Origin of the sequence: Macromonas bipunctata, from assembly GCF_002837135.1 — a bacterium.
Taxonomy (GTDB): Bacteria; Pseudomonadota; Gammaproteobacteria; order Burkholderiales; family Burkholderiaceae_C; genus Macromonas_A; species Macromonas_A bipunctata.
Window position 1 is genome coordinate 1 of record NZ_NWBQ01000001.1, and the last position, 12896, is coordinate 12896.

Consider the following 12896-nt stretch of genomic DNA (forward strand, 5'->3'; position numbering starts at 1 on the left):
TGGTGAAATATCCGGGTTAAACCGGTGGCTGCCCGCCCTATAAAATCGAGTCCATCCGGGTGTCGCCGCTGCACCCCCTGCGGTACCAAGGATCAGCCATGCCAAGCCAAGCCAATATCAAAATCTGGGTGCAGTTGTTGTTCACCATCGGGGTGGCGTTGCTGGTGGTCTGGACGGGCGTGATCGCCTGGCAAAGCCACGTCTACCGCCAGTCGGCGCTGCAGCAGGCGCAAGAGTTCTCGCACAGCATGCACGAGGCCACCATGGCCGGCCTGACCGGCATGATGGTGACCGGCACCATCAACCAGAGCCAGGTGCTGCTGGATCAGCTCAACCACCTGGGCGCCATCCGCGGCGTGCGCGTGCTGCGGGCCCCGGCGGTCAGCAACACCTTTGGCCCCGGCCACGCCCAGAACGCCGCGCCGCCCGACGCCAGCGAGCAATGGGTGCTGGCCAACGGCCGCGAGCGCATCGAGGTGGTGCAGGAGGGCGACTCCGAGTACCTGCGCGCCATCCGCCCCACGCTGGCGCTGGGCAACTACCTGGGCAAGAACTGCTTGCTGTGCCACCAGGTGCCCGAAGGCACGGTGCTGGGCGCGGTCAGCATGAAGGTCTCGCTCGACCAGGTCAACGCCGACCTGGCCGACCAGCGCTGGAAGTCGGTGCTGATTGCGGTGCTGACCAGCATTCCGGTGCTGATGCTGATCTATCCCTTTATCCGCAAGACCGTGACACGCCCGCTCGACGGTGGCGTGGCCGCCGCGCGCGCCATTGCCGGGGGCGACCTGACGCAGCAGATTCCCGTCACCTCGCGCAACGAGATCGGCGGCCTGCAGCAGACGCTGCGCGACATGAACGACAGCCTGCGCCGCATCGTGGGCCAGGTGCGCGGCGGCACCGACGCCATCTTCCAGGCCGCGCGCGACATTGCGCAGGGCAACACCCACCTGTCGGCCCGCACCGAGCAGCAGACCCAGGCGCTGGAGCAGGTCGTCACGGCCCTGCACGGCCTGGCCAGCGCCGTGAGCCAGAACGCGGCCAGCGCCGGCCAGGCCAACCAGATGGTGCTGTCGGCGTCGGACGTGGCCCAGCGCGGTGGCGCCGTGGTGTCGCAGGTGGTGCAGCGCATGGACGCGATCCAGACCTCCTCGCAGAAGGTGGCCGACATCGTGGCCCTGATCGACAGCATCGCCTTCCAGACCAACATCCTGGCGCTCAACGCCGCCGTCGAGGCCGCCCGTGCCGGCGAGCAAGGCAAGGGCTTTGCCGTGGTGGCCACCGAGGTGCGCAACCTGGCGCAGCGCACCGCCGCCGCCGCCGGCCAGATCAAGCACCTGATTGCCGACTCGGTGCAGCAGGTGTCGGCGGGCAGCACGCTGGTGCACCAGGCTGGTGCCACCATGGACGACGTGGTACAAAGCATCCAGCGCATCACCGAAGTCATGGGCCAGATTGCCAGCGTCAGCGCCGAGCAGACCCAGGGCATTGCCCGCGTCAGCGACGCCGTGACCGACATGGGCGGCATGACCCAGCAAAACGCGGCCCTGGTCGAGCAGGCCAGCGCAGCGGCCCAGTCGCTGCAGCAGCAGGCCGAGCAGCTCGAGCACGTGGTGAGCACCTTCCGTCTCGATGGCCGCTGAGAACCCCCCGCATTCCGAGAGGAGCCCCACCATGCCCACCCTGTTACAGCAGTCCCGCATCTTCGTCGTGGACGACGAGCCCGCCAACCTGCGCCTGATGGAGAAAATGCTGAGCAAGGAAGGCTACCTGCAAACGGTGCTGATTGCCGACCCGCGCGAGGTGCTGTGCCCCTGTACCGCCAGCAAGCGCCCGACCTGATCCTGCTTGACATCAACATGCCGCACCTCGATGGTTACGAGGTGCTGGAGTTGCTCAATGGCCTCAACGACCCGACCCCGGCGCCGGTGATTATGCTCACGGCCCAGAACGGCCGTGAGCATCTGCTACAAGCCCTGGCCGGCGGTGCACGCGATTTCGTGACCAAGCCCTTCGACCGCGCCGAGCTGGTGATGCGCGTGCGCAACCTGCTCGAAGTCCACCAGGCGCACCGGCTGGTACACAACCAGAAAACCGTGCTGGAAGAAATGGTGCACCACCGCACGCAGGAGCTCAACCAGTCGCGCCTGGAGGTGGTGCGCCGCCTGGGCCGTGCCGCCGAGTACCGCGACAACGAGACCGGCCTGCACATCATCCGCATGAGCCGCTACGCCGCGCTGATGGCGGCCAGCCTGGGCTGGAGCGACGCCGACTGCGAGCTGCTGCTGCACGCCAGCCCCATGCACGACATCGGCAAGATCGGCATTCCCGACCACATCCTGCTCAAGCCCGGCAAGTTCGAGCCCGACGAGTGGGAGGTGATGAAGCGCCACGCCCAGATGGGCGCCGACATCCTCAGCGACGGCGACTCCGTGCTGATGCAGCTGGCGCGCGACATCGCCCTGACCCACCACGAGAAATGGGACGGCAGTGGCTACCCCAACGGCCTGGCCGGCACCGACATCCCGCAGGCGGGCCGCATCGTGGCGGTGGCCGACGTGTTCGACGCGCTCACCTCGTCGCGCCCCTACAAGAAGGCCTGGCCGGTGGAAGACGCGGTGCGCCTGCTGCAGGAGCAGTCCGGGCGCCACTTTGACCCCGAAATCATCAGCCACTTCCTGGCCTTGCTGCCCGAGATCGTGGCCATCCGCAACAGCAACCTGGAGCCAGCGGACAGCTGAGCCCACCTTCCCCATGACCGACAATTCCCGCAGCCAGGCCCGCATCCTGGTGGTGGACGACGAACCCATCAACCTCAAGCTGCTGGACAAGCTGCTGCGCAGCGAGGGCTACACCGAACTCGAGCTGGTCGATTCCCCCGCCCAGGTGCTGCCCGCCTACCAGCGCCAGCGCCCCGACCTGATCCTGCTCGACCTCAACATGCCCGGCATGAACGGCTTCGAGGTCCTGAACCAGCTGCAGGCCCTCAACGACCCGCTGATGCCGCCCACCATCATCGTGACGGCGCAGTCCAGCCACCGCTTCCTGCTGCAGGCGCTGCAGGCCGGCGCGCGCGACTTCGTGACCAAGCCGTTCGACCGCCACGAACTGCTGCTGCGGGTGCGCAACTCGCTGGACGCGCACCTCAGCCACGTGCTGCTGCACGACACGCAACACCAGCTGGCGCAGCAGGTGGAGCTGCGCGGCGCGGCGCTGCAGCGTGCCGAGAGCGCGACCAAGGTCAAGAGCAAGTTCCTCTCCAACATGAGCCACGAGCTGCGCACGCCGATGAACGCGATCCTGGGCATGCTGCAGCTGCTGCAGACCACCGCGCTCAACCCCAGCCAGACCGACTACGTGCAAAAGACCCAGCAGGCGGCCAAGTCGCTGCTGGGCATCCTCAACGACATCCTGGATTTTTCCAAGATCGAGGCCGGCAAGATGCAGCTTGACCCCGAGCCGTTCGAGTTCGAGCAGCTGCTGCAGGAGCTGAGCTTCATCCTGTTCAGCAACCTGGGCGGCAAGCGCCTGGAGCTGCTGTTTGACATCGACGTGGACATGCCGCGCGTGGTGGTGGCCGACGCGCTGCGCCTCAAGCAGGTGCTCATCAACCTGGGCAGCAACGCGCTCAAGTTCACCGCGCAGGGCGAGGTGCAGCTGACCGTGCGCGTGCAGCGCCGCGAGGCCGAGCGGGTGTGGGTCTATTTTGCGCTGCGCGATTCGGGCATTGGCATTGCGCCCGAGCAGCAGGCGCGCATCTTCGAGGGCTTCTCGCAGGCCGAGGCCTCCACCTCGCGCCGCTTTGGCGGCACCGGGCTGGGGCTGGCCATCAGCCGACGCCTGGTGCAGCTCATGGGCGGCGACTTGCAGCTGCACAGCGTGCCGGGGCAGGGCTCCACCTTCTATTTCGAGATTCCGCTGGGCTTGTCGGCCCCGATGGCGGCCGAACCGCAGGGCCTGGCCGACTGGCCCGACGCCTTGCAGGACTGGCACCTGCTGGTGATCGAGCCGCACACCGCCGCGCGCGCCCTGCTGCTGGACCTGGCCGCCACCCTGCACTGGCCCGCCCAGGCCTGCACCGACCCGGCCCAGGCCCGCGAGCTGCTGGAGCAAGCCCACGCCGCCGGCCAGCCCTTCCAGGCCGTGTGGTTCGACATCGAGGCCCTGCCAGCGGACCAGGCCTTGCAGCAGCTGCAGCAACTGCGCCAGCCCCTGCCCGACGGCAGCGCCGCGCCACACATCTTCCTGCTGGCGCGCCCGGGGGTGGACTTGTCGTGGTCGGCCATGCTCAAGGCCGACGCCACCGCCAGCGCCGCCAGCGAGAGCTGGCTCTTCAAGCCCATTACCTTCAGCAGCGTCAAGACCAGCATGCAACGCTGGTTGCGCCACGGCAGCACCCAGGCCTCGGCCGCCACGGCGCCGGAGCTGGCGGGCGCGCCGCCCTCGCACTGCCCGGGTCTGGCCGGGGTGCGCATCCTGCTGGTGGAGGACAACCCCATCAACCAGGACGTGGCCATGCAGCTGCTGCAGCGCGAAGGCGCCCTCGTCACGCTGGCCGAAAACGGCCTGGAGGCGGTGCAGCGCCTGTCCACGCCGCAGCTCGACTTTGACCTGGTGCTGATGGACATGCAGATGCACGTGATGGACGGGCTGCAGGCCACGCGCCTGATCCGCGAACAGCTCAAGCTGCTGGACTTGCCGATCGTGGCCATGACCGCCAACGCCATGGCCTCGGACCGCGACGCTTGCCTGGCCGTCGGCATGAACGACCACGTCGGCAAGCCGTTTGACATCGTGCAACTGGTGGCGGTGATGCAGCGCATCCTGGGCTGTGCCCCGGCGGGTGGCACCGCCGCTGCGTCCGCGTCGGCCCCGGTGGATCTGTCGTCGGCGGTGGCGCAGGTCACGGCCACGGTGGTGTTGGATGCCGAGACCGCCGTCAAGCGCCTGGGGGGCGACCGCCTGTTCTACATCAAGATCCTGCAACGCTTTGTGGCGCTGCTGGAGCAAGAGCTGCACCAGGCCCAGCACCACTGGGAGGCCGCCGAAGGCAAGCTTGCCGAGCGCCTGCTGCACACCCTCAAGGGCAATGCCGGTGCGGTGGGAGCGCACCTGCTGTCGCAGGCGCTGGCCGCCGCCGAAAAAACCGCGCGCGCGCTGGCGCCGGGCATGCTGCTGCCGCCGTACCCGGTGGAGCTGTACCGCCTGGCGCAGGCGGTGCAGCAGGCCAGCGACGACCTGCACCGCCTGTGGGCACTGCCGCTGCCGTCCATGGCGCCGGCACCAGCCGCCGCACCGGTGGCCGAAGGGCAGGCGCTTTCGCCGCAGGTGCGCCAGAGTCTGGAACATCTGATACCCTTGCTGGCCGCACAGGACATGGAAGCCCTGGACCGCTTTGACGAGCTGATGGCGCACCACGACACCCTGCCCGCCACGGCCCAGGTACAGGCGTTGCAAGCCGCCATGGACGGCATGGACTTCCTGGCCGCGCACGACCTGGCCGTGGCGCTGCTGGCCCAGCCATGACGCCTGCCATCCCCGCCTTGGCCCTCATCCACCCCGTGACCCGACCCCACTTTTTGCCTTGCCCTTGCATATGCCCACTCCCGCCGAAGCTTCCGTAACCCCCGCGCCGACGTCAGCGCCTGCGGCAGGCTGGCACTGGCCCGCCAACGCCCGCGTGCTGGTGGTGGACGACAACCTCATCAACCAGACCGTGGCGGCCAAGCTGCTGCAGCGCCAAGGCCTGCAGGTGGCGCTGGCGAACGACGGCAGCCAGGCGGTGCAGGAAGTGATGCACACGCCGTTCAACTTGATCCTGATGGACTTGCAGATGCCGGTGATGGACGGCCTGCAGGCCACGCGCACCATCCGCACCCTGCCCAACGGCGCTGAAGTGCCGATCGTGGCGCTGACGGCCAACGTGTTCGAGGACGACCGCCGCCGCTGCGTCGAGGCGGGCATGAACGACTTTCTGGCCAAACCCGTCAGCCCCAACCTGCTGTACGCCACCCTGGCACGCTGGATGGGTGCCACGCCGCACTGAAGCGGCCCGCGCGCCAGCGCCATCAGTGCCACCTCCCACAGGAGGGTGGTGGTTTCAGGCCGTGGCGGCGGGGGGCGGCGTTGCCGCAGCGCTGGCGTCTGGCACAGCCAGCCAGGCGCGCACCTTCTCGATGAACACCGGCACGTCCAGCGGCTTGGTAATGTAGTCCTCGAAGCCAGCGGCCAGGCCACGCGCCACGTCCTTGGGCAGGGCGTTGGCGGTCACGGCCACGATCGGCACCTGGCGCAGCGACTCGATCGTCCGCAGCCGGGCCAGCACCTTGTAGCCGTCCATGTCGGGCATGTTGATGTCGAGCAGGATCAGCTGCGGCAGGTAGGCCTGCGCCAGGTCTATGCCCAGCTGCGGTGTGTGCGCCTGCAGCACCTGCACGCCCGGCATCTGCTCCAGCATGTGCGTCATCAGCTTGAGGTTGGAGGGGTTGTCGTCCACGCACAGCACGCTGTGGCGGGGCCGTGCCGCTTTCTGGCGGGCGTCCGGGGCCTCGGTGGGTGCGGGGGGGGTATGACCGTGGAGGTGTGGCCGGGTTCGGGCCCGCCCGCCAGCAGCGGCAGCACCACGCTGAAGGTGCTGCCCATGCCCACCGTGCTCTCGAAGCTGATGTGGCCGTGCATCAGCGTGGCCAGGCGCTGGCAGATCGTCAGGCCGATGCCGGTGCCTTCGATGTTGCTGCCCTCGGCGCCCAGCCGGTTGAAAGGCTGGAACACCTGGCGCTGGTGCTCGGGCGAGATGCCGTTGCCGGTGTCGATGACGCTGATGCAGGCCTGCGGCCCCTGCTCGGCGCCGTGCTGCGCCTGCACGCTGATGCGCACCTGCCCGCCGGGCCGGTTGTACTTGACCGCGTTGGACAGCAGGTTGAGCAAGATCTGCTTGAGCCGCATCCGGTCGGCCTGCACGCACCAGTGCTCGGCCACCGCCAGCTCCAGCGTGATGTCGCGCTCGGCCGCCATGGCGGCAATCAGCCACTCGCAGTCCTGCACCACCTCGTGCAGCGCCACCGGCTCCAGCGACAGATCCAGCTGCCCCGACTCGATCTTGCTCAGGTCCAGCACCTCGTTGATGAGGCCCAGCAGGTGGCGCCCGGCCTTGAGGATCTCGTTGACGTGATCCTCCTGCTCCTCGTCCAGCGCCGCGCCGCTGTATTGCAGCATCTGGCCAAAGCCCATGATGGCGTTGAGTGGCGTGCGCAGCTCGTGGCTCATGCTCGACAGGAACGCGCTCTTGGCCTCGTTGGCGGCGTTGGCCGCCTCGCGCGAGGCCACCAGCTCCGACAGGTCGGTCAGCGCACCAAACATCATCCAGGGCGCGCCGCTGGCGGTGCGCGTCATCACGCTGCCGCTGTTGAGCACCCAGACCCAGTGCCCCGCCTTGTGGCGCAGCCGCATCTCGTGGCGGTAGTGCACGTCGGCGTTCACAAAGTGCTGCGCCAGCAGCGATGTGCCGTAGGCCAGGTCGTCGGGGTGGGTCAGGTGCTTCCAGCTCTCGATGTTGAAGGATTCGAGCTCGTGGGGCCGGTAGCCCAGCAGTTCCCAGGCGATGGCGTTCATCTCCAGGCTGCCGGTCTGCACGTTCCACTCCCAGGTGCCGATGCGCGTGCCGTCGATGATGCTGGCCAGGCGCTGGCGTTCCTGCTGCAGCACCCGCTCGCGCTGCTTGCCGGGGCTGATGTTTTGCAGCGTGCCCTCAATGCAGGCGCCCGTGCCGGCCTGCGGCTGCGTGTCGGCGTAGCCCACCATGCGGTACCAGCCGTGCGCCCCGGACTGCCGGGGCTGGAGCTCCAGCTCCAGGTCGAACTGGCCGCCGTCGCGCTGCACGTCCTGCACCGCCTGCTGCAACTGCGCCCGCTGCTCGTCGCAGGCAATGTCGTGCAGCAGCACGTCCCAGGTCACGCTGCCAGCGTTGCCCAGCAGCGCCTGCAGCTCCTGCTGCAGCGGTGGCGACAGCGTCAGCACGCCGCTGCCAGTGTCCAGCGACCACAGCCCGATGTCGGCGGCGCGGTTGCTGCGCTCCAGCGCGCGCTGGCTCACCTGTGCCTGCCGGGTGGCGTGCGCCAGCTGTTCGCTCAGGCGCCACAGGTGCTGGCTGCGGCGCACCAGCCAGTGCAGCACGTAGCCCAGCAGCCCCAGGCTGATGGCCATCACCGGCAGAATGTAGAGCGCCATGCCCAGCAGCACCTGCTGCGCCGCCGTGTTGGGCAGCATGGACACCTGGATCAGCACCGGCGCCTGCCCCACGGGCAGCGGGGCGCTGTCGGCCCGGAAGTTGAGCCGACGCCAGATCCAGTGGCCGTTGGCGTCCAGGTGGCGGCCGTTCGGCGTGGCCTGCATGCGCTGCCACACCTGCGGGTGGCGTTGCGCAAACGACGCCTTGTGCGGCAGCATGAAGCCCCATTCGTCGGCGGCATTGCTGGCGCGCAGCCAGTAGCCCTCGGCGTTGAGCAGCTGGCTGCGTTCCTCCCACACGTTCTGGCGCGGCAACTGGTCGAGCCACGCGCTGGCGTCCACGTTGACGATGAGGATGCCGCGCGGCTGCTGCGCCTCGTCCTGCACCTGCAGCGCCAGGCGCAGCGTGGGCACCACCGGGTACTCGATCTCGCCGTTTTCCACGTTCAGATCCAGCGACGAGACGTACACCTCGTTGGGCCCGAGCGCCATTGTGTCCTTGAAATAGTAGCGGTCGCCCTTGTACTGCAGCTGCCCGGGTGGTGCCACCGTCACCACATGGCGGCCCTGGTTGATGCGCAGCCGCTCCATGCCGCTCTCGTCGATCCAGCGCAGCTGCGTCAGCTGCGCCTTGGTCTGGATGGCGCTGTAGAGCGATTCCTCGGCCTGCTGGCGGCCCGTGGCGCTGGGGGTCTGGATGTAGCGTCGCAGCGCCACGTCCTGGTTGATGCCACGCAGCAGGTTGAGGTAGGCGTCAAACGCCTCTTGCAGCTGCGCTTCGCGGTTGTCCACCGCCAGCTGCTGCAGGCTGTAGAAGCGCGACTGGGTGGCCAGGTGCAGCTGCTGCAGGCTGAACAGCCCCGTGCCCAGCATCAGCAGCACCAGCGGCACAAACAGCTTCCAGAACGCGTGCCGCGTGCGCAGCAGCCGGTGCAGCCCCCGCGTTACCGCATGCCCCGTGTCCGCTGGCAAGGCGTCGGCGTGGTGGCCCGGCGGATCAGCAGGAAACAAGGACGGCATACGGCAAGTGGCAACGGGGGGTGGGGAGGTATTCTACGGTGCTACCGGCAGACGCCGGTGTGGCATTCACTCCGCCGTGGCCGGGACCGGATTGCCCCCGGCCAGCACGGCCGTCAGCGCATCGACCACCGCCGGGTCGAACTGCACGCCCCGGTTGCGCAGCACCACCGCCTAGGCCTCGTCCGGGCTCAGGTTCTCGTGCATGGTCAGCTCCCAGCCCGCCGGGTCGCAGTAGGCGGTGGCCACCGCCAGGATGCGCGCCAGCAGCGGAATCTGCTCGCCGCTGAGCTTGTCGGGGTAGCCCTGGCCGTTGTAGCACTCGTGGTGCGCGCGCACGACGGCGGCCACGGGCGGCATGTCGTCCATGCCCTGCAGCACCTGTGCGCCCCATTCGGCGTGCTTGCGGAACACCCCCTGTTCCCTGGACGTCAGGTGGGCCACGGGTTTTTCCAGGATCGCGTCGGGTATGCCCACCATGCCAATGTGGTGCAGCAGCGCCGCCAGCACCAGGCGCTGCACCTCCTCGTCGGGCACGCCCATGTGGCGTGCGAGCTTGCGCGCCATCTGGGCCGCGTTGCGCCCCTGGCCGGCCAGGTGGCTGTTGCGCAGCTCCATCAGGTTGACCAGCGAGCGCACCGTGGTCAGGAAGCTGGCCTTGATGTGCTCGTTGGCGGTCTGCAGCTCCTGCGTGCGCTCCTGCACGCGCTGCTCCAGGTGCAGCTGGGCCAGGCGCGCGTCGATGGCGTTGCGCACCCGCAGCAGCAGCTCGTTGCGGTCGAATGGCTTGCTGATGAAGTCGCGCGCCCCAGCCTGCAGCGCCTTGAGCAGAAAATCGCGCCCGTTCTGCGCTGTCAGGATGATGACGGGCGGCAGCAGCGGATCCTTGAGCGCCTGCAGCTGCTGCAGCACGCCAAAGCCGTCCAGACCCGGCATGTTGAGGTCGAGCAAGATCAGGTCGGGCCGCTGCTGCTGGTAGCTGGGCAGCACCTCCTCGGGCTTGCCAATCAGGTGCAGCGTGCCGTAGCCCTCGGTGGTCAGCAGCTTGTCAACCAGTTTCAGGTTGACGGGTTCGTCGTCCACCACAAAGATGCGGGCTTGTGCTGGAGAGGTGGCAATGCTCATGGTGATGGTGCGGAAGTAAAAGGTGGGTGGCTGTGCAGGCACTGGCGCACCGTGTGTACAAAAGCGTCGATGTCGGTAATAGGCTTGACAATATAGTGCGTAAACCCGGCCTGCAGGCCGCGTTCCACATCGCTGGCCATGGCGTTGGAGGTCACGGCAATCACGGGCACGGCGTGCAGCGTGCTGGAGCTGGAGCTGCGCAGGCGCTGCAGCACCTCGTAGCCGTTCATGCCGGGCATGTTGATGTCGAGCAGGATCAGGTCGGGCGGGTCTTGTTCGGCCAGCTGCAGGCCACGTTCCGGGCTAAGCGCCGCCTGCAACTGGTAGTGGCGCAGCGGGCGCAGCAGGCGGTCCATCAGTTTCTGGTTGATGGGGTTGTCGTCGATGGACAGGATGTGGTAGGGCCGCACGGGCGGCGCCAGCTCCAGCATGGGGGTGTCGTCGGCCTCGGCCCACTCGGGCAGCGCCTGCTGCGCCACCGGCAGTTCGACCCAGAACGTGCTGCCCGCGCCCAGCGTGCTCTCCACCCCGATGCGCCCGTTCATCTTCTCGATCAGCTGCGCGCTGATGCTCAGGCCCACGCCCGTGCCCTCGATGGCCGACTGCGACGTTCCCACGCGGTTGAAGGGCTGGAACAGGTGCGTAAGCTCGTCGGCGGCAATGCCCATGCCGTTGTCCTTGACCGCAATGTGCACGCACTCGTCGTCGCGTGTCAGGCTGCTGGCCACCTGCACCCTGCCCCCGGCGTGGTTGTACTTGACGGCATTGGACAGCAAATTGAGCAGCACCTGCTTGAGCCGCACCCGGTCGGCCAGCACGGTGTAGAAGCACGTGGCCTCGAACTCCAGCGTCACGTGCTGGCGCTGCGCCAGCGGCTGGATCAGGTGGTGGCACTCGCGCAGCACATCGGCCAGATCCACCGATTCGAGCGTGATGTCCACCTTGCCCGCATTGATCTTGGCCAGCTCCAGCACGTCGTTGATCAGGGCCAGCAGGTGCTGGCCGGCGGTCAGGATCTCGGTCACGCTGTCGCGCTGGTCCTCGTTGAGCCCGGGGTCGGCCTCCAGCATCTGGCCAAAGCCCAGGATGGCGTTCATGGGCGTGCGCAACTCGTGGCTCATGGTGGTCAGGAACATGTCCTTGCTGCGCGAGGCGGCCTCGGCGTTCTCGCGCGCCTGCGCCAGCTCCAGCTCGCGGCGCTTGCTGCGGTCAATGTCCTGCACCGTGCCGTACAGGCGCACGCAGATGCCCCGGCGCTGCTCGGCCTTGCCGATGGTGCGCAGCCAGCGCGGTGCTGCCGGCGGCAGGTGCACCTGCACCTCCAGGTCCCAGCCGGTGCCGTCGTCGATGCTGGCGCGTATGGCCTCGCGCAGCGCCTCGGCCTGCAGCACGTGGGCCATGGCCTCGTCCAGCGTCAGCGTGCGCGATGCCACGTAGGGCGCGGGCAGGCCCAGCAGCTCCTGCGTCAGGCGCGAGCAGTGCAGCTCGCCGCGCAGGACGTCGTACTCCAGCGTGCCAATGCGCGCGGCCAGGTTGGACGCCTCCAGCGCCTGCTGCGTGTTGCGCAGCAGCGTTTCGTTGGCCTTGCGCGCGGTGATGTCGTGCCGGATGGAGACGATGCGCTGGATCTGGCCCTGGTCGTTGAGCAGCGGCACCATCACGCTGTCCACCCAGTACAGCTGGCCGCCCTTGCCCCGGTTGCAGATCTCGGCCCGCCACGACCGCCCGCCCAGCACGGTCTGCCACATCTGCTGCCAGAAGTGGGGCGCATGCACGCCCGAGTTGACGATGCTGTGGTTGCGCCCCACCAGTTCCTCGCTGCTGTAGCCGCTGATCTGGGTGAAGGCGGTGTTGACACGCACGATGGTGCCGTGCAGGTCGGTCTCGGAATAGATGCTGTGCTCGGTCAGCGCCTTCATGAACGACAGCAGCTCGCTCTTGGTGTCGCGCTCGCGCTGCAGCACCTCGTGCTCCTGCGTGACGTCGGTCACCACGCCCACAAAGAACGGCTCGCCCGCCGCCTGCGCGCGCCCCACCGCCACGCGCACGGGCAAGGTGTGGCCGTCGCGGTGGCGGGCCAGCAGCTCGCGCCCACGGCCCAGCACGTAGCCCGGCTCGGCCTGCAGGAAGTGGCGCAGGTAGCGTTCGTACTGGCCGTGGTGAGTCTCGGGCAGCAGCATCTTGAGGCTGCGGCTTTCCAGCTCGGCGGGCGTCCAACCCAGCAGCGCCTCGGTGGCGCGGTTGACCGACAGGATGTGGCCCTCCTGGTCGACGGTGATGAGCGCGTCCACCATGGTGTCCATCACCGTCTGCAGCCGGGTGGCGGTGCGCTCCAAGTCTTCCTGCCGCGTGCGGTGGATGTGCCACAGCTGCAGACCCAGCAGCACGCCAACCCCCAGCAACAGCAGGGGCAGCGCCATCCACCACAGCACCGCCGCAGGTTGCGCCGTCGCCCAATTCCAAAAAGTATTCCACATCGGGGAGAGCCGGGTCAGTCCATGTATTTGTGTGCCATAAGACGGACATTGTCC

General features: G+C 68.1%; 9 protein-coding genes. 5 read left to right on the forward strand and 4 right to left on the reverse strand.

Features of this window, described 5'->3' with window-relative positions:
* The first annotated feature begins 98 nt into the window (after nucleotides 1–98).
* The 5 genes from CON76_RS00005 (at nucleotide 99) to CON76_RS00020 (ending at nucleotide 6043) form a co-directional block, all read left to right on the forward strand.
* Complete coding sequence (locus CON76_RS00005; RefSeq protein ID WP_101100842.1) at nucleotides 99–1640, forward strand: methyl-accepting chemotaxis protein; 1542 nt, start codon at nucleotides 99–101, stop codon at nucleotides 1638–1640.
* A gap of 31 nt (nucleotides 1641–1671) precedes the next feature.
* Entirely contained in the window at nucleotides 1672–1839 is a 168-nt protein-coding gene (locus CON76_RS13335; RefSeq protein ID WP_240592685.1) for a response regulator, read from the forward strand.
* On the forward strand, nucleotides 1806–2738 hold the full coding sequence (locus tag CON76_RS00010; RefSeq protein ID WP_240592686.1) for an HD-GYP domain-containing protein: 933 nt from the start codon (nucleotides 1806–1808) through the stop codon (nucleotides 2736–2738). Before CON76_RS13335 ends, CON76_RS00010 begins: the two co-directional genes overlap by 34 nt.
* 13 nt (nucleotides 2739–2751) lie before the next feature.
* On the forward strand, nucleotides 2752–5523 hold the full coding sequence (locus tag CON76_RS00015; RefSeq protein ID WP_101100844.1) for a response regulator: 2772 nt from the start codon (nucleotides 2752–2754) through the stop codon (nucleotides 5521–5523).
* 70 nt (nucleotides 5524–5593) lie between these two features.
* Entirely contained in the window at nucleotides 5594–6043 is a 450-nt protein-coding gene (locus CON76_RS00020) for a response regulator (RefSeq protein WP_101100846.1), read from the forward strand.
* A gap of 54 nt (nucleotides 6044–6097) precedes the next feature.
* On the opposite strand, the gene CON76_RS00025 is transcribed toward CON76_RS00020, so the two are convergent.
* From CON76_RS00025 to CON76_RS00040, 4 genes are all read right to left on the reverse strand, one after another.
* Nucleotides 6098–6493 carry a response regulator gene (locus CON76_RS00025; RefSeq protein WP_101100848.1) on the reverse strand — a complete coding sequence of 132 codons (396 nt, stop codon included), beginning with the start codon at nucleotides 6491–6493 and terminating at the stop codon, nucleotides 6098–6100.
* The gene (locus CON76_RS00030) at nucleotides 6463–9243 is read right to left on the reverse strand and encodes a sensor histidine kinase (RefSeq protein ID WP_101100850.1); all 2781 of its coding nucleotides are present in this window, start codon (nucleotides 9241–9243) and stop codon (nucleotides 6463–6465) included. Before CON76_RS00030 ends, CON76_RS00025 begins: the two co-directional genes overlap by 31 nt.
* 171 nt (nucleotides 9244–9414) lie before the next feature.
* A complete protein-coding gene (locus tag CON76_RS00035; protein WP_145995275.1) occupies nucleotides 9415–10365 on the reverse strand; it encodes an HD domain-containing phosphohydrolase in 951 nt (316 codons plus the stop codon).
* Nucleotides 10362–12842, reverse strand: coding sequence for a PAS domain S-box protein (locus CON76_RS00040; RefSeq protein ID WP_101100854.1), 2481 nt, complete (start codon nucleotides 12840–12842; stop codon nucleotides 10362–10364). The genes CON76_RS00035 and CON76_RS00040 overlap by 4 nt, the downstream gene beginning before the upstream one ends.
* Nucleotides 12843–12896: the final 54 nt, after the last annotated feature.